Source organism: Bradyrhizobium sp. WBAH42 (assembly GCF_024585265.1).
In the GTDB taxonomy this organism is placed as follows: domain Bacteria; phylum Pseudomonadota; class Alphaproteobacteria; order Rhizobiales; family Xanthobacteraceae; genus Bradyrhizobium.
The window spans coordinates 5285251-5304805 of the sequence record NZ_CP036533.1; the positions used below are offsets into that span (position 1 = coordinate 5285251).

General features: G+C 64.6%; 19 protein-coding genes and 1 tRNA gene. 10 read left to right on the forward strand and 10 right to left on the reverse strand.

Annotated elements, in window-relative coordinates:
- Positions 1-23: 23 nt before the first annotated feature.
- From DCG74_RS24680 to glmS, 4 genes are all read right to left on the reverse strand, one after another.
- Entirely contained in the window at positions 24-713 is a 690-nt protein-coding gene (locus tag DCG74_RS24680) for a YafY family protein (RefSeq protein ID WP_172783756.1), read from the reverse strand.
- 66 nt (positions 714-779) lie between these two features.
- On the reverse strand, positions 780-1637 hold the full coding sequence (locus DCG74_RS24685; protein WP_172783755.1) for an NAD(P)-dependent oxidoreductase: 858 nt from the start codon (positions 1635-1637) through the stop codon (positions 780-782).
- A gap of 103 nt (positions 1638-1740) precedes the next feature.
- Complete coding sequence (locus DCG74_RS24690) at positions 1741-2511, reverse strand: DUF502 domain-containing protein (RefSeq protein ID WP_172783754.1); 771 nt, start codon at positions 2509-2511, stop codon at positions 1741-1743.
- 84 nt (positions 2512-2595) lie between these two features.
- A complete protein-coding gene (gene glmS, locus DCG74_RS24695) occupies positions 2596-4422 on the reverse strand; it encodes a glutamine--fructose-6-phosphate transaminase (isomerizing) (RefSeq protein ID WP_172783753.1) in 1827 nt (608 codons plus the stop codon).
- 223 nt (positions 4423-4645) lie between these two features.
- On the opposite strand from glmS, the gene DCG74_RS24700 reads away from it, so the two are divergent.
- Positions 4646-4864: a hypothetical protein gene (locus DCG74_RS24700; RefSeq protein ID WP_172783752.1), complete on the forward strand. Its 219-nt coding sequence runs from the start codon at positions 4646-4648 to the stop codon at positions 4862-4864.
- Positions 4865-4897: 33 nt separating this feature from the next.
- On the opposite strand, the gene DCG74_RS24705 is transcribed toward DCG74_RS24700, so the two are convergent.
- Positions 4898-5911, reverse strand: coding sequence for an NAD(P)-dependent alcohol dehydrogenase (locus DCG74_RS24705; RefSeq protein WP_172783751.1), 1014 nt, complete (start codon positions 5909-5911; stop codon positions 4898-4900).
- A gap of 112 nt (positions 5912-6023) precedes the next feature.
- Here DCG74_RS24705 and DCG74_RS24710 point away from each other — a divergent pair, with 112 nt between their 5' ends.
- Entirely contained in the window at positions 6024-6947 is a 924-nt protein-coding gene (locus DCG74_RS24710) for a LysR family transcriptional regulator (protein WP_172783750.1), read from the forward strand.
- 73 nt (positions 6948-7020) lie between these two features.
- Here the strand turns inward: DCG74_RS24710 and glmU are convergent, their stop codons facing one another.
- On the reverse strand, positions 7021-8376 hold the full coding sequence (gene glmU, locus DCG74_RS24715; RefSeq protein WP_172783749.1) for a bifunctional UDP-N-acetylglucosamine diphosphorylase/glucosamine-1-phosphate N-acetyltransferase GlmU: 1356 nt from the start codon (positions 8374-8376) through the stop codon (positions 7021-7023).
- Positions 8377-8552: 176 nt separating this feature from the next.
- Between glmU and DCG74_RS24720 the strand changes: the two genes are divergently transcribed.
- From DCG74_RS24720 to DCG74_RS24730, 3 genes are all read left to right on the forward strand, one after another.
- The gene (locus DCG74_RS24720) at positions 8553-9917 is read left to right on the forward strand and encodes a hypothetical protein (RefSeq protein WP_172783748.1); all 1365 of its coding nucleotides are present in this window, start codon (positions 8553-8555) and stop codon (positions 9915-9917) included.
- A gap of 112 nt (positions 9918-10029) precedes the next feature.
- A complete protein-coding gene (locus DCG74_RS24725; protein WP_172783747.1) occupies positions 10030-10470 on the forward strand; it encodes an MgtC/SapB family protein in 441 nt (146 codons plus the stop codon).
- Positions 10471-10561: 91 nt separating this feature from the next.
- A complete protein-coding gene (locus tag DCG74_RS24730) occupies positions 10562-10717 on the forward strand; it encodes a hypothetical protein (RefSeq protein ID WP_172783746.1) in 156 nt (51 codons plus the stop codon).
- A 32-nt stretch (positions 10718-10749) separates the two neighbouring features.
- Here the strand turns inward: DCG74_RS24730 and DCG74_RS24735 are convergent, their stop codons facing one another.
- Entirely contained in the window at positions 10750-10896 is a 147-nt protein-coding gene (locus DCG74_RS24735; protein WP_172783745.1) for a hypothetical protein, read from the reverse strand.
- 151 nt (positions 10897-11047) lie between these two features.
- Here DCG74_RS24735 and DCG74_RS24740 point away from each other — a divergent pair, with 151 nt between their 5' ends.
- Positions 11048-11428, forward strand: a complete 381-nt coding sequence (locus DCG74_RS24740; protein WP_172783744.1) for a hypothetical protein — start codon at positions 11048-11050, stop codon at positions 11426-11428.
- Here the strand turns inward: DCG74_RS24740 and DCG74_RS24745 are convergent.
- Complete coding sequence (locus tag DCG74_RS24745; protein ID WP_257187430.1) at positions 11388-12947, reverse strand: beta-(1-6) glucans synthase; 1560 nt, start codon at positions 12945-12947, stop codon at positions 11388-11390. The two genes, DCG74_RS24740 and DCG74_RS24745, sit on opposite strands and share 41 nt — an antisense overlap.
- A 330-nt stretch (positions 12948-13277) precedes the next feature.
- Here DCG74_RS24745 and DCG74_RS24750 point away from each other — a divergent pair, with 330 nt between their 5' ends.
- The 3 genes from DCG74_RS24750 to DCG74_RS24760 all read left to right on the forward strand — a co-directional run bounded on the left by DCG74_RS24750 (position 13278) and on the right by DCG74_RS24760 (position 17162).
- Positions 13278-13865: a beta-1-3, beta-1-6-glucan biosynthesis protein gene (locus DCG74_RS24750; RefSeq protein WP_172783743.1), complete on the forward strand. Its 588-nt coding sequence runs from the start codon at positions 13278-13280 to the stop codon at positions 13863-13865.
- 232 nt (positions 13866-14097) lie between these two features.
- Positions 14098-16767 carry a glycosyltransferase gene (locus tag DCG74_RS24755; RefSeq protein ID WP_172783742.1) on the forward strand — a complete coding sequence of 890 codons (2670 nt, stop codon included), beginning with the start codon at positions 14098-14100 and terminating at the stop codon, positions 16765-16767.
- A gap of 319 nt (positions 16768-17086) precedes the next feature.
- Positions 17087-17162, forward strand: a tRNA-Lys gene (locus DCG74_RS24760).
- A 37-nt stretch (positions 17163-17199) separates the two neighbouring features.
- Here DCG74_RS24760 and DCG74_RS24765 read toward each other — a convergent pair.
- Positions 17200-17388, reverse strand: a complete 189-nt coding sequence (locus tag DCG74_RS24765) for a hypothetical protein (protein ID WP_172783741.1) — start codon at positions 17386-17388, stop codon at positions 17200-17202.
- Between the two features lie 1254 nt (positions 17389-18642).
- Positions 18643-18855: a hypothetical protein gene (locus DCG74_RS24770; RefSeq protein WP_172783739.1), complete on the reverse strand. Its 213-nt coding sequence runs from the start codon at positions 18853-18855 to the stop codon at positions 18643-18645.
- Between the two features lie 358 nt (positions 18856-19213).
- Between DCG74_RS24770 and DCG74_RS24775 the strand changes: the two genes are divergently transcribed.
- Positions 19214-19408, forward strand: coding sequence for a hypothetical protein (locus DCG74_RS24775; protein WP_172783738.1), 195 nt, complete (start codon positions 19214-19216; stop codon positions 19406-19408).
- Positions 19409-19555: the final 147 nt, after the last annotated feature.

A 19555-nucleotide genomic window follows, 5' to 3' on the forward strand; every position in this document is an offset into this window, starting at 1 on the left:
TATGTCAGTAGTGTCGACGAAGATCACTGCTCCGGCACGCCCTCCAAAGCGCGCCATTCCTTCAACAGCGCGGCGCGCCGTCGTGGATAGCGTTTGGCAGTCGATTTCAGCGCCGTGATGCGGTCCGTCCGGAAGTGCCGGTAGCCGTCACGAAGCTCGCACCAGGCGACGACGACGCGGACGCGATCGAAAAAGGCGAGAGCGAACGGCCAGATCGTGCGCCGCGATGCACTTCCCTTGCCGTCGGCATAGGCGATCTGCATCTTGCGCTCGGCACGGATCGCATCGCGGATCGATGCGAGTTCGGTATCACCGGCCGCGAGCGCTTCACCCGGTCCGATCAGCAAGCTCGACGCATCGAGGCCAGCGCGCAAGTCGTCCGGAAGCACCGCTCCGATCTTGGCGAGCGCGTTGCGGGCGGCATCGCCGAGTGGCTGATCGGCGCGTTCCGCCACCCATCGTGAGCCGAGCACCAACGCCTCGATCTCCTCCTCGCTGAACATCAGCGGCGGCAGCATGAAGCCGGGCCGCAGCACGTAGCCGACGCCGGCCTCGCCGTCGATGTGCGCGCCTTGCGCCTTCAAGGTCTCGATGTCGCGGTAGAGCGTGCGGAGCGACACGCCGACCTCGTCGGCGAGCGCGGCGCCCGCGACCGGCCGTCGATGCCGGCGCAGCACCTGAATCAGATCGAGCAGTCGTTGCGAGCGGGACATCGGCGAGCCTCGAGCGAGGCATACTACGTCATGCTGCCAGGACATGGCAGCATGAGAGTACGCCCCCTAAGTGTTCTTCCGCGCGATGCTCGCCGCGAAGGCCTTCATCAACGCGGCGTCCGCCGCCTCCCCCTTCTCATCCTCCGCGAGGTGCTCGAACCACCTCGCAAAGCCCTCGTAGACCTGGCTGGCCGGATGATCGGGCCCGAGGAATCCGGAAATCTCCCGCATCTCCGCGACCCAGCGATAGGCCTTCGGGATCATGTCGGGCAGCGCGACTTCGAGCCGCGCCAAAATGGCCGGCTGGCTCAGCGCAAGCTCGTCGCGCAGCGCATCAGCCGCACCCGCTTTTGTCGCCGCGATCACCATCGCCGAGCCGATGCCGGCAAGACCCTTGACGATGCCGGCATAGGACATTTTCAACGCGGACGCCGCACCGACCGGGCCTTCGACGATCCGCACGTCGAGACCGAGATCCCCAAGCACGGCGATATCCTTGGCGTGCTCGCCCGACATGTAGAAGGCCGGGCTCTTGCCACCTCGCTGCGGCGGAAAGCCGATGATGCCGGCATCGACGAACGGCGCCTGCGCCGAGCCGATGATCTCCTCGATTCTTTGCACGGTATCGACATTGACGGCATTGCAATCGACCACGATCGGCTTCTTCTCGCGCCTGACGATCAGCGCGGCCAGCCGTTGGGCCAGCGCCACGGCTTCGCCCGGCGGCACGATCGAGAGGATGATGTCGGCGTCCGCGATCGCGTCGTCCTCGGTGCCGATCATGCCGGCATCCGCCGCGCGTTTCAGCGTTGCCTCGCTCCGCCCCTGCAGCGACGTCAGTACGCGCGCACCGTTGTCGCTGAGGCGGCGGGCCACGGCGCTGCCCATGGCACCGGGGGCGAGGATCGCAATGGTTTTGGACATCATGCACTCCAGCTCGAACGCCGGGCGGCACGCCCGGTCGACCTGAGACTAGCAGAGGTCGAATGCGCCGACGTGAACGCGACCATCCCGCGACGGAATGGCCCTACTCCGCCTTCGCAGGCTCGGGCCGGAGCGTGGAGGCATTGGCGATCCGCGCGGCATTCGCCATGCCGGCAAGCGCGGCCGCCTTCTTCGGATCGGGCGCCGAGCCCGGCTGCACCACGCCGGCTGACATGATCAGCGTCGCGGCGTCTTCGGCGGTGAGATCGACCTCGATGATCTTGCTCTTGGGGACATAGAAGAAGAAGCCGGTGGTCGGGTTCGGCGAGCACGGCAGGAATACCGAGACATGCTCCTCCTGCCCCGGCAGGCTGCGCGAGATGTCCTCGTTCGGCGATTGCGAGATCAGCACGATCGACCACATGCCTGGCGAAGGAAACTCGACAAGGCCGACTTTCCGGAAGCTCGAGCCCTTGCCCGAGAACAGCGTCTCGAACACCTGCTTCAGGCCGCGATAGATCGCGCGCACCGCCGGGATCCGGCCGAGAAAGGTCTCGCCGACATCGACCAGCGTGCGGCCGATCAGATTGGCCGCGAGGAAGCCGACCAGCGTCAGCGTGAAGAATGCGACAATCAGTCCCCAGCCGGGAACGACGTAAGGGAGATAGGTTTCCGGGCGATAGGCCAGCGGCACGAACGGCCGCACCACGCCGTCGACCCAGGTGACGAACCACCAGACCAGATAGAGGGTGATCGCAATCGGCCCCGTCACCACGAGGCCGGTCAGGAAATAATTGCGGAAGCGGCCCATCAGGCCGGTATGCGGTTCCGGGAGGGGATCAAGAGGCGCAGGCGCGTCGTCGCGGGGGGTCATTCGGGTTCCAGGTCGGTCGCTACCAACAAGCTAGGGTCTTCTAGCAGGTTTTGGAAGACTGCGGCCGACCGATATCCCGATTGCCTATTCGACAGTCACTGATTTCGCGAGATTGCGCGGCTGATCGACATCGGTCCCCATCACGACAGCCGTGTGATAGGCGAGCAGCTGCACCGGGACGGCATAGACCATCGGCGTGAAGGCTGCCGCCATGTCGGGCATGACGATGGTGACGAGCGATTCGACGGTCGCCTCCGCCGCGCCCTTGGCGTCGGTCATCAGGATGATGTTGCCGCCGCGCGCGGCGACCTCCTGCATGTTGGAGACGGTCTTCTCGAACACGCGGTCGTGGGGTGCGATGACGACGACCGGCATGGTCTCGTCGATCAGCGCGATCGGGCCGTGCTTGAGCTCGCCGGCGGCATAGCCCTCGGCGTGGATGTAGGAGATCTCCTTCAGCTTCAGCGCGCCTTCGAGCGCCAGCGGGAAGCTGGTGCCGCGGCCGAGATAGAGCACGTCGCGCGACTTGGCGATCCGGTACGCGAGCTTCTCGATCTGGAGTTCGGTGGTGAGCGCGTCCGCCATCAATCGCGGGACCTCGACGAGCCCGTGGACGAGCTTGGTCTCGTCCTCATCCGACAATTCGCCGCGCGCCTTGCCGGCCGCGATCGCAAGGTTTGCCAGCACCATGAGCTGGCACGTGAAGGCCTTGGTCGACGCGACGCCGATCTCGGGTCCCGCCAGCGTCTGCAGCACGGTCTCGCTCTCGCGCGCGATCGTCGAGGTCGGCACGTTGACGACGGCGATCGTGTGCACACCCTCGGCCTTGGCATAGCGCAGCGCCGCCAGCGTGTCGGCAGTCTCGCCGGACTGCGAGATGAAGATGGCGAGATCGCCCTTGCGCAAGGGTGCCTCGCGGTAGCGGAATTCGGAGGCGACATCGACCTCGACCGGCACGCGCGCAAAGCGCTCGAACCAGTATTTTGCGACGAAGCCGGCATAGCTCGCGGTGCCGCAGGCGGTGATATTGATGCGCTGGATATTCTTGAAATCGAACGGCAGCTTGACCGGCAGCGCGACGCGCTCGGTCGCCATATCGACGTAGCGCGCCAGGGTGTGGCCGACCACTTCCGGCTGCTCGTGAATCTCCTTGGCCATGAAGTGGCGGTAATTGGCCTTGTCGACCAGCGAGGTCGAGGCGGCGTGCCTGATCTTGTCGCGCTGGACGGCATGGCCGTCCTTGTCGAAGATCGTTGCACTCTTGCGGGTCAGCACCGCCCAGTCGCCGTCCTCGAGATAGCTGATCGTGTCGGTGAACGGGCCGAGCGCGATGGCGTCCGAGCCGAGATACATCTCGCCGTCGCCATAGCCGATCGCCAGCGGCGGGCCGTTGCGGGCGCCGATCATGAGGTCGTTGTCGCCGGCGAAGATGAAGCCGAGCGCGAAGGCGCCGCGCAGGCGCGCCAGCGTCAGCTTCACCGCTTCCACGGGTTTGTTGCCGCGCGTGAGCAAATCGTCGACGAGATGCAGCACGATCTCGGTGTCGGTCTCGGTGTGGAACACCGTGCCCTTCGCCTCGAGCTCCTCGCGCAGCTCGCGGAAATTCTCGATGATGCCGTTGTGGACCACGGCGACGCGCTCGGTCGCGTGCGGATGGGCGTTGTTGACGGTCGGCTTGCCGTGGGTGGCCCAGCGGGTGTGACCGATGCCGGTGGTGCCCTTGAGCGGCTCGGCCTCCAGCCGCTTCTCCAGGTTCTTCAGCTTGCCCTCGGCGCGGCGGCGCTCGAGGTGCTTGCCTTCGAGCGTGGCGACGCCCGCGGAATCGTAGCCGCGATATTCGAGACGTTTGAGCGAATCCACCAATTGCTCTGCAACCGGCTCGCGCCCGAGAATGCCGACAATCCCGCACATGCGGACCACTATCCCCCAAATCGTCGAAAAATCGCCTAAACGACGCGCTCGGTTTTTAGCGAAAATCCCAGGGAACCAGATACTCAATAATTATTGCTGATTGAGACAGCACTGGCCCGCGACCTCTTTTTCGCCTGCGTCGAATTGGCCGGCCTTAAACCGCGCAGATTAACCTCTTGTCAACGAATTTGGCCAACGATTTCCGTCCAGGAGAGTAAAAGTCATGAAGGGCTCGTCCGACCGCAAAGGTTTGTCGCCGACGTATCTGCGCGCCAGCGAGACCACGGGCACGCACCTTGCGCATTGGCCGCCGCCGCTGCGCGGCAAAGAGAACAAGCCCCTTTTCATCAAGCATCCCGAAGGCGAGCCGGCGAAGCGCGCCAAGCCGCGCGGCTGGCGCCTGACCCGCGCGATCTTCTCCGAATTCGCCGACGACGAATAGCCTCTCGCAGCGTCCCGTGCATCGCCTGCTTGATCACCGTCCAACGGTGATGACGACTTTGCCAAACGGGCCCTGGGCGAAAACATCGAGGGCTGAGAGGAAGTCGGCGAACTCGAACTCGGCTTCGATCACCGGCTTCAGGCCGATCCGGTCAACCGCGCGCACCAAGTCCTGGAGCCCGCGCCGATGTCCCACGTAAATGGCCTGGATCGTCGCCTGCGCCAAGATGGCGGGCACTGAGGGAAAGCTGGAGTTGAAGCTGTCAATCACGCCAATCAAGGAGATGCGGCCTCCCGGCGCGATGGCCCTCACCGAATTTGCGAGGTTGTCGCCGCCAGCCATCTCCAGAATATGGTCGGCGCCCCGTCCGCCTGTGAGCTCCAACACTGCCGCGGCCCAGTCCGGACTCGTGGTTCGGTTTATTCCGTGCCGCGCCCCAAGTGCCTTGGCCCGCGCGAGCTTGGCGTCGCTGCTCGAAGTGACGATCACCTCTGCACCGGCGGCTGCGGCGAGTTGGATCGCGAAGATCGACATGCCACCCGTACCCTGAACCACCACGATCTCGCCAGGCCGTATTCGCCCGAGCTCCACAAGGCTGGTCCATGCGGTGAGCCCGCAGCACGGCAGGGTGCTCGCCTCTGCGCACGACAAGCTCTCGGGCGCCTTGACCAGCCAAGCCTCGGGGACGACCACGTACTCAGCCAGCACACCCGGCACCGGTCCCCCGAAGCTCGCCACCACGCCGGCGATGCGCGGGGGCGGACCGTCCATCCAGTCCGTGTTGAAATTGTTGATCACCCGCTCGCCCATGGTGAAGCGCGACACGCCAGCGCCCAAGGCCTCGATTTCTCCGGCAAGATCGGAGCAAGGCGTGAACGGCAGGCCGTAGCTCGCATAGCCGTTGTTGTCGATCGAGAGGCGATCTCGATAATTGAGTGACACAGCGTGCACGCGCACCAACACCTCGCCAGTACCGGGCGACGGCCTGGGGATCTCTGCAAGCTTCAGACAATCGCGTCCAGGCCCTCGAACCTGCCAAGTCTTCATCGCGCTCTCCAACCTGTCGCACGCTCCGAAGGTGATCTATATTGGGGTTCAACCGTCCGCATTGGCGGTCATTTGTCCGTTCAATGGCGATAGATCTTCTCCTGAGGCAGCCATGGTCGATCGTTTGAGCGGAATTTCCGTTTTCGTGCAGGTCGCGGATTCCGGCAGTTTCGCGCGCGCCTCTGAACAACTCGGTCTCACCAGATCAGCGGTCGGCAAGACGATCGCCCGCCTGGAGGAGCGGCTGGGCGTCCGCCTCTTCAACCGTACAACCCGCGCGCAAAGCCTGACCGACGAGGGCCAGAGCTTCTATGAGCGCTGCCAACGCATTCTGGCCGATATCCAAGCGGCCGAAGCGGCGTTGGGTGGCAGTGATCGCTCGCCAACAGGGGTGCTCCGCGTTAGCGCTCCAGTCTTGCTGGGTCGGCTCTGCGTCGCGCCCATCCTGGTCGGGCTGACCCGTCGGCACCCCTCCATGGAGCTTGATCTCCGGTTCGCCGACCATCTTGTCGATCTCGTCGAAGAACGGATCGATTTGGCCGTGCGGATCGGGCCTTTGCCCGACCGTGCCGGACTGATCGCGCGCAGCCTCGACGCATTCGACATGGCGGTGTGCGCAGCGCCGACCTACCTCGCGACGCGGGGCTGCCCATCCGATCTAAGCGAGCTCCCAAGCCACGATTGTCTACCCTATGCCCGTCGTGGCGGGCGCGCCGAGCCCTGGCGGTTCGCGACGAAGGACGGTGCCGTGATCGAATTTGCCGTCGGCGGCCGTATTCGGCTGGACGACCTGGAGGCCGTGGCCGAGGCTGCGGTGGATGGCGCTGGGATCGCTTGCCTTCCGACCTGGTTGGTCGACAGCCGGCTCCAATCAGGTCAACTCGTGAGGGTTCTCAATGGCCACCGAGCTCTCGGCAACTCTGTCTACGCCGTGTGGTCCCAGGCGGCACATGCGCCTTCAAGAGTCCGCTTGGCGGTGAACGAGCTGAGACAGTGCATGCCGGCCAGGCTAGCTCGGCCGGATGCAGCGCACTGAGCAGATCAAGCGCTCCTTGCAGTTCCGTGATCCAGCCCGCATTCCCTTAGTTAGCGCTACGCCTTGACGAGGATCACTTCTCCGGCTTCTTGCCGCCGGTCTTCAGCTCGCGATAGCGCGCCGCGCCGCCTTCGCGGATGGTCTGCTGGTTGCGCTCCAGCGCCATCGCGTCGTCGGGTACGTCCTTCGTGATCACCGAGCCCGAGCCGATATAGGCGCCCTTGCCGATCGTCACCGGAGCGACCAGCGAGGAGTTGGTGCCGACGAAGGCGCCCTGCCCGATCACCGTCTTGTGCTTCTTGAAGCCGTCGTAGTTGCAGGTGATGGTGCCGGCACCAATGTTGGAATTGGCGCCGACGGTGGCGTCGCCGATATAGGAGAGATGGTTGACCTTGACGCCGGCCTCCAGCGTCGCCGCCTTGGTCTCCACGAAATTGCCGATGCGCGCGCCGTCGCCGAGCGAGGTGCCGGGCCGCAATCGTGCATAGGGACCGATCGAGACCTTCTTGCCGAGCGTGGTCTCGACGATATGCGAGAACGAATGGATCACCGTGCCGTCCGCGATCGACACGCCGGGACCGATCACGACGAACGGCTCGATGGTGACGTCCTTGCCGAACACGGTGTCAGTGGACAGATACACCGTCTCCGGCGCGATCAGCGTGACGCCGGCCTCCATCGCCGCCTTGCGCAAGCGCGCCTGCATCACGCTTTCCGCTTCCGCGAGCTGCGCCTTGGTGTTGATGCCGCGCACTTCGTCCTCGCTGGTCTCGATCACCACGGCCTCCCATCCCTGCCTGCGGACGATTTCGACCGCATCCGTCAGATAATATTCGCCCTTGGAATTCGCATTGCCGATCTGCCCGAGAATGTCGAGCGCACGGCGGCCGTCGATCGCCATCACGCCGGCATTGCACAAATCGATCTTGCGCTCGTCCGCGCTGGCGTCGGCCTGCTCGCGGATCGCAACCAGGCGGTCGCCCTCGACGATGAAGCGGCCGTAGCCGGTCGGATCGGCGGCGCGAAAGCCGAGCGCGGCAATCGCGGCGCCGCGGGCGAGCGGCGCGCGCAGCCGCGCAAAGGTCTCGGCCGAGATCAGCGGCGTGTCGCCGAACGCGATCAGGAGTTCGTCGACGCCGCGCCCGATCGCCTCGCGCGCCGCCAGCACCGCATGCGCGGTGCCGAGCCGTTCGGCCTGCACGAAGGTCAGCGCGTCGGGGCGGATACGCTTGGCCTCGTCGGCGACTGCCTGATGATCGGGGCCGATCACGACCGCGAGCGAGGTGCCGGTTCCCTTGGGTGCGGCGGCGAGCACATGGGCGAGCAAACTCTGGTGAGCGACCGGATGCAGCACCTTCGGCAGGCTCGATCGCATGCGCGTGCCTTCGCCGGCGGCGAGCACGATCGTAAGGCTGGAACGGGCGGTCATTGAAATCCTGACAGCTATTGGCCGAATCAAAATTGGTGCGGACGGGCGGCGAGGCCCTCGGAAGCTATCGCCTAGCTACCCCCGCAAACGCCCGGAATTCAAGTGCGGCGCGCTTTTCCTGTTAATGTTCCCTGATTGATTCGGGGAAGCCGGACAGGGCTGGGCGCTTAACATTCATGGCAAAGGATTCCGACCCACTGGCGGATGCCTTCTCCACCAAGGAGACCGGCGGGCTGTTCTCCGGACTTTTGGCCGAGGAAAGCGCCTTCGACCGGCGCCTGATGTGGCGGCTGGGCTCGTGGGGCGTGGCGGCCGTCGGCGCCGTCGTCGTTGCCGTGATGGCCAACCAGGCCCAGCTCGGCTGGCGGCGCGACCAGGTTGCGTCCGCCGATCTCGTGCGCCAGGCCGACCGGCTGCAGCTGCTGACCAAGGAAAGCCAGAACGAAGCGCGCCGGCTCGCCGCCGCTATCGAAACGCTGAACAGCGACCGCGACCGGCTGTATTCGCGCGTCACGGTGCTGGAGCAAGGGCTCGATTCCGTCACCGGCGCCATTGCCAAGCAGGCCGCCACGCCGCCGGGCGCGAAGCCGCAGGACGCAGCACCAGCGCCCAGCATCGCGCCGGTCGCCTCGACGCCGGCGCCGGCGGGCGAGAAACCGCGCACCGAAGCCGCCAAGGATGCTCAGAAGGACACGCCGAAGGAAGCGCTGAAGGAACCGCCGAGCATGCCGCCGCAGACCGCGGCCGCTGCCTCGCTCGTGCAGCAGAATCCAGTCACGAATTCGGCGCTGCCGACCATTCCGCTGGTGCCCGCCAAGTCGCTCATGGCCCCGCCGGATCCGGCCGCATCGAAACTGATGCAGCCCGAGTCGGCTGAGAAGGCCGCCGAGAAGAAGACCGAGCCGGCACCCGCCGCGGCCGAAATCGTCGTGGCAACAACGAAAGCGCCGGACGCAGCCGAGACCGAAGCCCCTGCCATCGCGGTTCAGCAGACGCGCTTTGCGATCGATCTCGGCGGCGCCAATTCGATCGACGGCCTGCGCGCGCTCTGGCGCGGCGTGACCAAGTCCAACCCGGAAATCGCAGCGCTGCGGCCGATCATCATGATCAAGGAAGGCACCACCGGCCTCGGCATGCAGCTCCGCCTCGGTGCCGGCCCTCTGGTCAACGCCGCCGCCGCCGCAAAATTCTGCGCGAGCCTCGCCGAGAGCAGCGACCGTCACTGCGAGACCACCGTGTTCGACGGCCAGCGCCTGTCGATGCGCGGCTCGGAGAAGACGCCGGACAAGGGACCAGAGAAGTCCCAAGATAGGGTTCAGGACAAGAGCTCCGAGAAGAACCAGGACGCTGCTCCGCAAGCCGACACCGCGCCGGCGCCGAGTGCAAAGCCCGAGAAGCCGGACAAGCGCCGCCGCAGCTATTCGTCAAAGCGCTCCTCGAAGCGCGAGGAGCCCGCGCCCCCACCCGCGGCGCAGCCGGCGCCGGCCAAGCCGGAGACCGCGTCGGCGACATCGACGCTGTCGTCGTTCTTCAGGCGCTAGAACGCCCTGTCCGCGACGAAAGCCGCTTGCATGCGGCGATCGGACGCTGGCCTTTTGCAACGGGTTTGCGTTCTTTCACGGCGCCCCGCCTTTCCTAGCTTTGCGGAATTCGATGAACGAACTTGATGATGTGCTGAGGCTGCTCGTCGCCGCAGGTACGGGCCTCCTGATCGGCATCGACCGTGACATGAACGACAAGCCGGTGGGAATGCGAACCCTCGCGCTGGTCGCTCTCGGCTCCGCCCTGGTGTCGATCTCCGTGATCGAGTTCCAGAATTTGCGCGACCACCCGGATGCGATCTCCAGGGTCATCCAGGGCGTCGTTGCCGGCGTATTGACCGGTGTCGGCTTCATCGGCGCAGGCGTCATCCTGCACGACAGCAAGGCGAAGACGGTTCACGGCCTCACCACGGCCGCAACCGTGTGGATTGCGGCCGGCCTCGGCATCGCCTGCGCACTCGGCGCGTGGCTGCTGGTCGGCGCCGCGATCGCGGTGACGCTGCTCGTGCTGTTCGCTCTCGGCTGGGTTGAGCGCCGGCTGGGCTTGAAATAGGGCGCCAGGGACATGCCGGAACATACCAAATGATACGGAGGAGGTTCGCGTAAGAAGGCACTATCCGCGGCGAATTCGATTCGGAGCGGAGATGACGGACGCGAACTTTCTGCGGGAGCAACTCGCGTTGATCCGCGAACTGGCCGACCGCGCCGATCCCCACATCAGGAAGCGACTGCTCGCATTGGCCGAAAAATACGAGCGCCGGCTGGCGGAGCAGAGCCGGAACACGCAAGGTCGCAGCTGATCGCGCTTGATCGCTTTGGCGCAGGCGATGATCTATTCCATCCGCGCCTTTTCCTTCAGATCGCGGATGCGCATCTCCGCCTCGTCCTTGGACTGGACGATTTCCGACCAATCCTCCACCCGCGCCTCCTTGCTGAGCCTCTTGAGCTCGCTCAGCTGCTGCTGCGTCGGCTTGTCCATGCCTCACTCCTCGACGGCAATTGCGTTGGGCCACACCATGTTCAGAACCGGCGGGATGCTCGCGTGTTCCTGGACGATGCGCGGGCCCGCCGGATCAAGAAACATCGCCTGCCCTGTTGCCTGCCCGCGCCTTCCCGACCATATTGCCGCCATGACAAAGAAGCCCTTCCGCCTCACGCCCTACCAGGTGCAGTTCCTGCTCGTGGTCGGATTCGTCACCGTCGGCTGTGCGCTCTACGTGCGCTATCTCGCGATCGAGCTTTCGCAGGTCGCGCTCGCCTGCGACGCCGGGCTTCAGACGCTGGTCTGCAAGTCGCGGTCGGTCTCGACCGTGCTGTTCAAGAATTCGGTGTTCGGCATCGTCGCGCTGGTGGTCGCAACGCTGAACCTGATGCGGCCCTCGATCGTGCTGCTCACGGTCGGCCTCATCGCGGCCGGCCTTGGCATCGTGCTCTACAATGTCGTGCTGTCGGGCCTTGCGATCGGCCTGCTCATTCTTGGCTTTGCTCGGCCCGCGCCCGCCACAGCGTGAGGGCGAACAACAGATAGATCGCGCAGGTCCACAGCGACTGCCAATTGTCGCGGCCTTCGTTGAACAGCACGTACACGGCCGACAGCGCCAGCACCCCCGCGAACACCGCTTCGGCGATCGGACGCTGGCCGATCTGCGGCCGGTTCAACATCAAAAGCGCGAACGGCACCACCGCCATCGTCAGCGCGGCGTAGGGAAAATCCTTGTAGCGCGGGTCGAACACGAAGCCGAGCGCGGTCGCGGCCGCGATCACCGCCGTCACCGCCAGCGTCAGGCCGAGCACGGCGGTGAGCTTCGACCATTTCCGGCCCTCGCGCGGGCCGAGCAGGTCGAGGAAGGTCGGCAGGCTGCGGCCGATCACCATCGCCTGCGCGCAGAAGATCGGCGACAGGATGCCGGCCAGCAGCAGCGCGCCCCAGAGCAGCCAGCCGCCGATCCCGTAGCTCTCGTAATACATCTTGTCGGCGCCGATCCCGAGCAGGCTCCCCGCCGTCGTCGCCGAGATGCCGACGCCGAGCCAGGCCGGGAAGCGCGGCGTCCACGGCCGCCGGCGCAGCGTGATCACCGCGACCGCGAACACCAGCACGGAAAGGCCCATGCCCGCGCCCATGTACCATTTCCAGTACGGGAAATTGCTGATCGGCTCGCCCGGCGGATATTTCAGGCTGCGCCGCACCGAGTCATACAGGCCCCAATAGCCGCCGACGGTGCCTTCCAGCCTGCGCTTCCACGGCTGGTCGTAGGACTCGATCAGGTTGACGCGGAACTTCTGTGCCTTCGCAAGGCTCAGGATTTCCGAGACGACACGCGCCTGGTTGGCGCGCGAGGGCAGCGCGCCGTCGCGCATGCGCCCCGCGCTCGGCCAGCCGGTTTCGCCGATCAGGATCTCCTTGCCGGGAAACGCCACCGCCATGCGCTCGCGGATCGCCTCGACATGGGCGGAGGCGAACTTCGCCTTGATGGGGAAGTCCTCCCAATAAGGCAGGATGTGGATCGTGACGAAATCGACCGCGTCATAGACCTCGCGGTTCTTCAGCCAATATTCCCAGACATCGGCATAGGTGACGGGCACGCTGACCTGGGTCTTGACCAGGCGGATGAGGGAGACCAGGTCTGCCGTCGTCATCTCACCGCGCAGCAGCACCTCGTTGCCGACGATGACGGCGGTGATGATTTCGGGGAATTGCTTGATGAGGCGGATGGCGAGCCCGGCCTGCTCGAAATTCTTCGTGCGGTTGCTGGAGAGCCAGATGCCCTGCAGCACTTTCAGCCCGCCGACCTTGGCGGCGATCGCCGGCACCTGGTCGAGCCCGTTCTCCATCGAATAGGTGCGGACGCAGTCGGTGATCTCTTTGAGCTGGCGCAGGTCCTGCTCGATCTGGTCAGCCTCGATATGGGTCCATGCGTCCAGCGGCGACTGCTCGCCGCGGAACGGCGCGTAGGAGACGCATTGAACCTTGTCGGCGGGGTCGATCGGGGCGCGCGCGAGCGTGATCGGCGTGGCAAGCCACCACCACACGGCAGCGATCGCACCCAGTGAGACGAGCAGAAGCGCCAGTGGCGTACGAAGAGAAATCGGTTCCGTCCTCCGCGAAGGGCCGTCGATTACCTTCTCGCACGCCGTCTGCCAAGGGGGCACCCCCAGTGGACCCCTTCGCGCCCCCAAAGGAATTTACCTGCGGCCGTTCGACCGTGATCTAGGATCGTGACTTTGCTGGACAAAATTCGAAATACAGGTCATGGACTCCGAAAGACTTTTCCGCCGCATTGGAGACCCATTTGGACGCCATCAGCTGGCGCGTCCGCGGGGCTCCTGACGCGGACGGCCAGCGGATACATTGGGGAATTCATGCGGCAACGGGTGTTCGAGTCACGAAATGCGGTCCTGCGGCAGTTCGCCGCCACCTTGGCCGTATCCTGCCTGCTCGTTCTGATCGGTGTTGGCGGCGCCTCGGCCCAGAGCGGCACGCCGGCCCCCGACCAGGGCAAGGCGGCCGCCCAGCCCGCCGACGCCGCCAAGGACGCCGCCCAGAATCAGCGCCGCACCGACGAGTTCGCGGAAGCCGCCCAGGTCATCAACGGCCCGGCCGGCAATCCCGAATGCGTCTGGCTCGGCCGGCGCGTGGTGCGGCTGATGTGGCGGGATGACCTCGATACCGCGTTTCGCCATCTCGACCTCTACGACCGCTTCGGCTGTCCCGGCGGCCACATCCAGGCCGCGTTCCGCTGCCTGACCCGCTTCGGCGGCCAGATCGATCCCAAGGTGGCCGAGACCCTGGACAGCCGCGTGCACGCGTGCTGGATCAACCCGGCCGCCCAGCCGCAGCAGGCGGCGGCCGCGGCCTCTCAGCCGGCAGCGCCAGCCGCCAATGCGCAGCCGCAGCCGGCGGCGAGCCCCTCGCCTGCGGCCAGCCCGTCCCCGGCGCCGGCGAAATAGCCCGAGCTCTTAAATAGCTCTGGTCGTTTCAGCTGCCGTTCAGGAACGATCGGCCATAGACACGGTTGGCACTGCCGCGCGTCGTTCGAAAAGGCATGCCCTCATAAGGACATGAGGCCATGACAGTTGTGAAACCGCGCGGCAGAGGTATGCTTCCTTTGCCGCGGACACGGTCGGATCTCGGGGTCAGATCCGCTTCCCTGCCACCTCAGCCCCTATTGGTTTAGCCGCGATGCGCGTTGTCGCCGCCGTTCTGTTGCTCGTGTCTGCGCTCCATGCAGGCGTGTGGGGAGTCCTGCGCGACAGGGAACCTGCACCTGATTTCAAAGGCCTGTTGCCCAGCGTCTCCTACGCGCCGTTCGAAGGCTCGGCCCACCCCGACATCGACAACATCCCGACGGTCGAGAAAATCCGCGCCGACCTGAAGACGCTGTCGACCATGACGCGCGCGATCCGCCTCTATTCGTCCACAGGCGGCGTCGAACTGGTGCCGCCGATCGCGGCGGAGTTCGGCCTCAAGGTCACCGTCGGCGCCTGGATCGACAAGGACAAGGATCGCAACGAGCGCGAGATCAAGGCCGCCATCGAGCTCGCCCGCAAGAACAGCAACGTCGTCGGCGTCGTCGTCGGCAACGAGGTGATCTACCGCGGCGAGCAGAAGGTCGAAGACCTCATCGACATGATCAAGAAGGTGAAGGGCTCGGTCCGCGTGCCCGTCACCACCGGCGAGATCTGGAACATCTGGCGCGACAATCCCGAGCTCGCCTCCAGTGTCGATTTCATCGCCGCGCACGTGCTGCCCTACTGGGAAAACTTCCGCTCGGACCAGGCGGTCGACCAGGCCGTCGACCGCTACAACCTGCTGCGCAACCTGTTCCCCGGCAAGCGCATCGTGATCGCCGAGTTCGGCTGGCCGAGCCAGGGCTACAATCTGCGCAACGCCGATCCCGGCCCGTTCCAGCAGGCGCTGGTGCTGCGCAACTTCGTCAGCCGCGCCGAAGCCATCGGCATGGAATACAACATCGTCGAAGCCATCGATCAGCCCTGGAAATTCTTCGAAGGCGGCGTCGGTCCGTATTGGGGCGTCCTCAATGCCAGCCGCGAGCCGAAATTCGCCTGGACCGGCCCAGTGGAGAATCCCGACTATTGGAAGCTGATGGGCATCGCGCTGTTGGTCGGCGTGCTGCTGTCGCTGCCGATCCTGCGGATCGAGAAAGCGACCGCCAGGCAGGCCTTCCTGCTGTCGGCGACCGCCAATGGCGTCGGCGCCTGGGCCGCGACCGTGTTCGCGTTCTGGAACAGCCACTACTTCATCTTCGGCTCGGCCTTCGCGCTGACGCTCGGCATGATCCTCCTTGTTCCGCTCGTCCTCATCGCGATGGCGCGCATCGACGAGATCGCCGCGGTCGCCTTCGGCCGGCCGCCGCAGCGGCTGATCACGAAGGACAAGCCGGTCGAGAACGTGCCCGAGAATTACTGCCCCAAGGTCTCGATCCATATCCCGGCCTATTTCGAGCCGGTCGAGATGCTGAAGCAGACGCTGGATGCGCTGTCGCGGCTGAACTATCCGAACTACGAATGCGTGGTCATCATCAACAACACGCCGGATCCCGCCTTCTGGCAGCCGATCCAGGACCATTGCCGCGCGCTCGGTGAACGCTTCAAGTTCATCAACGCCGAGAAGGTGCAAGGCTTCAAGGCCGGCGCACTGCGCATCGCGATGGACCGCACCGCGGCCGATGCCGAGATCATCGGCATCCTCGATGCCGATTACGTCGTCGAGCCCGACTGGCTGAAGGACCTCGTGCCCGCCTTCGCCGACCCGCGCGTCGGCCTCGTGCAGGCGCCGCAGGAGCATCGCGACGGCGATCTGTCGATCATGCACTACATCATGAACGGCGAATATGCCGGCTTCTTCGACATCGGCATGGTCCAGCGCAACGAGCTCAACGCCGTCATCGTGCACGGCACGATGTGCCTGATCCGCCGCGCCGCGATGGACATGGCCGGCGGCTGGTCGAGCGACACGATCTGCGAGGATAGCGATCTCGGCCTTGCGATCCAGGAGCTCGGCTGGACCACCCACTACACCAACACCCGCTACGGCGCGGGCCTCTTGCCCGACACCTACGAGGCCTTCAAGAAGCAGCGGCACCGCTGGGCCTATGGCGGCCTGCAGATCGTCAAGAAGCACTGGCGCCGCTTCCTGCCCGGTGCGAGCCGGCTGACGCCCGACCAGAAGCGCGAATATGGCCTGGGTTGGCTGAACTGGCTGGGCGCCGAAAGCCTCGGCGTGGTCGTGGCGCTGCTCAACCTCGTCTGGGTGCCGATCGTCGCCTTCGCCGACATCGCCATCCCCGACAAGATCCTGACGCTGCCGATCATCGGCGCCTTCGTCGTCTCGCTGGTGCATTTCCTGTCGATGTACCGCGCCCGCGTCGCCATCAAGCCCGGCCAGATGCTGGGTGCCATGATCGCGGCGATGAGCGTGCAATGGACGGTGTCGCGCGCGGTGGCGCAGGGCCTGATCACCGAGCACATCGCCTTCGCCCGCACCTCCAAGGGCGGCCTTAGCAGGATGTCGATCGAGTTCCAGGCCTTCTGGGAGGCCGTGATCGGCATCCTGCTCATCGTTGGCGCCGGCGTCCTAGTCGCCTCCAACAGCTTCCGCCAGATCACCGAGATCTACATCTTCGCCGGCGTCCTGGTGCTGCAGAGCCTGCCGTTCCTGGCCGCCGTCGCGATCGCCATCCTCGAGCTCAGCCGCATCAACTCGTTCCAGTTCTGGCGCGATAGCGCGATCCGCACCGCCGAGCTGATCGGCCTGCGCCCGGTCGCGCTGCCCCACCCGACCGGCACGCCGCAGCCTGTGCCGAGCGAGGTGCGGCGGGAGACGAACTGATCCGGCTCCACGCCGGTCTTCGGACCTCGCGCTTAGGAGTCACGTGGTCTTCGGCGTGGATGACCGGCCGCCAATTGAGGTGAGAATTTTGGCCTAAGCGACGGATAGCCCAAGCAAATCCCAGCTCCTGCCGCGATCTTCGGCAGCCACCCGCACTATTGACCTCCGCTGCCACTCCCCCTACACAGCCCGTGCCGAAGGCATGATCCGGAAACAACCGGTTTTCCCCGCAACGCGATTTTCAGCGAAGCGGCAAGACATGCCTCTCGAATGTCCGAACACGATGGCGATGTCTTATCTTAGCCATCAGCGGCCATGGGAGCGCGTAGCTCAGCCGGTAGAGCACGTGACTTTTAATCACGGGGTCCTGGGTTCGAGCCCCAGCGCGCTCACCAAACTTAGCCGCAATTTAAAGCTTGTCGCGTTCGCTGGTCAGGTCGCCGTCGCCGCCGTGTTGTTCGTTGTCATCTGCTGGAGCGCGCGCGTGAAGCGACGCCGTTCGCAATCAAATGAAGAAGGGCCGTCGTCGCGACGGCACTTCTTCACAGCCACGACGGCAAGTAGCGCGAGGTGGGATTGCGCCGTGTGCTGGTCGACTGGCTTCTGGTTCAGCGCATTCACGGCCGCGTGTACGAAGCCATTTTAGGCGCCCAACGAAGCGAAACTGAAACAATGCAATCCGATGCTGTGATCGTAACGCCTGTTCAGGGAGAGTGGAATGCGTAGCCTGATTATCGGTGCGGCACTCCTCGCGCTGGCAACCATCGGATGTTCCACGTTTATCTCGGCCGCCCTTTCCGCAGCACGGGATGCAAAGGCCGCAACATTCTCAGAACGGTTCGCGCCGGCAGTGACGGTTCTCCCGAGCGGCTAGCCGCCAGCGTGAACCGGCGAGCCGATTGCGACGGCCTCAATGGGGAGCTTTGCCTTCGCGGTTAAGGAGCTGCAGTCGTCGTTCTAGCTCTTGCTTCTTCGCCGCAAGCCTCTCCGCCAGAACATCATTGACCAGGGTGTGCAGTCGCCACAGCTCTTCGAGACACATGCTCTCAATGGGCTTCCGATCCATGAATCCCCCGACTCACGTATCGCGCAAGGTTAGCGCCAAGAAAGAGACGGTGCCACTTTTTCCCGAAACGATTCACATATGCGATTGAAGCTACAAAGATGAATGCCGCTCCCTGTGAGTGCTGGGCAAACCGGGAGCATGCTTCATTGACTGACGAGGTTCCGTCGCAAAGCCGATTTTTCATTCGAATGGGAGGCAAAGGTTGGATGGTCTACGATCGAGAACGCAAGGGCCCAGCACTGATCGGGACCGACATGGCTGCCAATCTGACCAAGGAGCGAGCTGAGCAATTGCTACGTCTGCTGATGCCCTCGCGCGTCGAGAGGCCACCTGCGACGAATGACAGTGGCCCGCCAGCGTGAACCGGCGGTCCCAATGGTTGCGGTCTCCCTTCTCGTCAGCCGCAATCGAACGTGTTCACCGGCCGTCGTTCGCGTTGCCGCACCTGAGGCCCTCTTGGATTCATCCCGGTTCTTCGCATTCGAGTTGGGGCTGGTTCTGCACCCCTAGGAAATTTAATTTCTGGTCGGTATCTTTTGAGACACCCCGCTCGAATGTTTGAGCAGACGATATCCCCCGGCGTGCCAGACTGAATGGTGCGTCGGGCGGCCCCGGTGTGTCCGCAGCCAGCCCCGCGACGCTCGGGGCCGTTCCTTTGGATTCACATTTGTTGATGCAGGAACATCCTCCAGGACGAACCATGTCGTTACCGGGGCTGGCAAATTTTATCTCGGATCTATTGTAACCCGGTAGGGCCGCTGTTCCAGAGCAGCGGCCCTTGTCTTGAAGCGTGAACCGGGGGGCCGCGCCTAGCGCCTCTTCGGTCGATCGGTTTCTGCTGATCGCGATTTAGGTTTGGCACTCTTGCGAATCGTCGGGGGCGGCTTGCCCTCGGGACTTTGCCTCTCTTGCTTTTGCTCGGCCGCGAATACGCGCGAGCGCAGATCTTGCAATTCGGAAAGCCCGGAAGCGAGCTCGTCGAAACGCTGTTTCAGAACAGCGGTGCGATCGTAAGTGCTCATAGTACGCCCCCTCCGTCACCCCGAGCCGACCGAGATAACAGGGAAAACCATGCAATCGAAAAATGCACTCGCGAGCAGCCAGTTCCAGTGGAAAGTGTTGCGCGGTTGTCGCAGGTCGCGCGATGCGAATTGCTTGGAGACACGGGCTTTGCGCGTGGGATCGTAGATCGGGCGTAGCGCCCCATGACGGCCCCGACCGTGGGGGCTTTTGGGGTGTGGAGGCCGGGGCCGCTGGAGGTGCTTGACCTTTTTGGGGAAGGCCAAAGCCAGCGAAGACTAGGAAAGTTTGGCAATCACGTCTGTTCGCTTTCGAACATTGGCTGTACGTTCCGTTTGCGCAGAACGGAGCGAATTGCCGATGAAGGATTATCTGGCGCAGATCGAGAAACTCCGCAAAGATGCGGCCGAATGCGCCCTGATCCGCGACTTGGCTACCGATCCAGCCAAGCGCGAAGCGTTCGACCGGCTTGCGCGCCACCTCACGGTCCTTGCTGACCAGGTTGAAATGGCGCTGCTTGAGCGGAAGACCGGGACTAACCCGTCTTCACCTTAGAGGCGCGCGCCGCTGATCCCGTGCCAGACTGGCGCAGTCATGGCCAAGTGATTCATGGCCAAGAGATTTATGGCCAAGTGATTTGGTGTCTCCAGCCTTCGGAGCTGCAGGTGCAGTCGGCATGCTGAGCTAAGCTCCAAACGTTGC

What these genes read in the sequence shown, in the direction of transcription:
- DCG74_RS24720 (WP_172783748.1), top strand. Translation starts at nt 8,553, where the DNA reads ATGGCAAAGGATTCCGACCCACTGGCGGATGCCTTCTCCACCAAGGAG.
- DCG74_RS24735 (WP_172783745.1), bottom strand. Translation starts at nt 10,896, where the DNA reads ATGGACAAGCCGACGCAGCAGCAGCTGAGCGAGCTCAAGAGGCTCAGC.
- DCG74_RS24710 (WP_172783750.1), top strand. Translation starts at nt 6,024, where the DNA reads ATGGTCGATCGTTTGAGCGGAATTTCCGTTTTCGTGCAGGTCGCGGAT.
- glmU (WP_172783749.1), bottom strand. Translation starts at nt 8,376, where the DNA reads ATGACCGCCCGTTCCAGCCTTACGATCGTGCTCGCCGCCGGCGAAGGC.
- DCG74_RS24700 (WP_172783752.1), top strand. Translation starts at nt 4,646, where the DNA reads ATGAAGGGCTCGTCCGACCGCAAAGGTTTGTCGCCGACGTATCTGCGC.
- DCG74_RS24775 (WP_172783738.1), top strand. Translation starts at nt 19,214, where the DNA reads ATGAAGGATTATCTGGCGCAGATCGAGAAACTCCGCAAAGATGCGGCC.
- DCG74_RS24705 (WP_172783751.1), bottom strand. Translation starts at nt 5,911, where the DNA reads ATGAAGACTTGGCAGGTTCGAGGGCCTGGACGCGATTGTCTGAAGCTT.
- DCG74_RS24770 (WP_172783739.1), bottom strand. Translation starts at nt 18,855, where the DNA reads ATGAGCACTTACGATCGCACCGCTGTTCTGAAACAGCGTTTCGACGAG.
- DCG74_RS24690 (WP_172783754.1), bottom strand. Translation starts at nt 2,511, where the DNA reads ATGACCCCCCGCGACGACGCGCCTGCGCCTCTTGATCCCCTCCCGGAA.
- DCG74_RS24755 (WP_172783742.1), top strand. Translation starts at nt 14,098, where the DNA reads ATGCGCGTTGTCGCCGCCGTTCTGTTGCTCGTGTCTGCGCTCCATGCA.
- DCG74_RS24730 (WP_172783746.1), top strand. Translation starts at nt 10,562, where the DNA reads ATGACGGACGCGAACTTTCTGCGGGAGCAACTCGCGTTGATCCGCGAA.
- DCG74_RS24680 (WP_172783756.1), bottom strand. Translation starts at nt 713, where the DNA reads ATGTCCCGCTCGCAACGACTGCTCGATCTGATTCAGGTGCTGCGCCGG.
- DCG74_RS24685 (WP_172783755.1), bottom strand. Translation starts at nt 1,637, where the DNA reads ATGTCCAAAACCATTGCGATCCTCGCCCCCGGTGCCATGGGCAGCGCC.
- DCG74_RS24725 (WP_172783747.1), top strand. Translation starts at nt 10,030, where the DNA reads ATGAACGAACTTGATGATGTGCTGAGGCTGCTCGTCGCCGCAGGTACG.
- glmS (WP_172783753.1), bottom strand. Translation starts at nt 4,422, where the DNA reads ATGTGCGGGATTGTCGGCATTCTCGGGCGCGAGCCGGTTGCAGAGCAA.
- DCG74_RS24740 (WP_172783744.1), top strand. Translation starts at nt 11,048, where the DNA reads ATGACAAAGAAGCCCTTCCGCCTCACGCCCTACCAGGTGCAGTTCCTG.
- DCG74_RS24750 (WP_172783743.1), top strand. Translation starts at nt 13,278, where the DNA reads ATGCGGCAACGGGTGTTCGAGTCACGAAATGCGGTCCTGCGGCAGTTC.